The organism is Nitrosomonas supralitoralis (assembly GCF_003011925.2).
Lineage (GTDB): Bacteria > Pseudomonadota > Gammaproteobacteria > Burkholderiales > Nitrosomonadaceae > Nitrosomonas > Nitrosomonas supralitoralis.
The window spans coordinates 1-254 of the sequence record NZ_PXXU01000233.1; the positions used below are offsets into that span (position 1 = coordinate 1).

Annotated in this window: 1 protein-coding gene; it reads right to left on the reverse strand. The window is 53.1% G+C overall.

Annotated elements, in window-relative coordinates; genetic code table 11:
- Positions 1-254 (reverse strand): IS66 family transposase (locus C7H79_RS17580; RefSeq protein ID WP_147383684.1); only part of this gene is annotated, 254 nt, incomplete at both ends.

The window sequence follows — 254 nt, forward strand, 5'->3', positions numbered from 1 at the left end:
CAATAGGGTTTGAATGGCTGCTGCACGTTGACCGGCGCGTTCTGAGCCCGTGAACAGCCAGTTCTTTTTTCCAATCGCGATGGGTCGAATGATGTTTTCTACGGGATTGTTGTCAATTGGCAGGTGGCCGGTTTGTGCATAGCGAATCAGACTGACCCAACGTTTCAGTGTGTAATCCAAGGCTTTGGCGGAGCCACCCTCATTTGCTGTCTGAGCGCGGGTTTGCACCAGCCAGTCGTGTAATGCCTCCAACC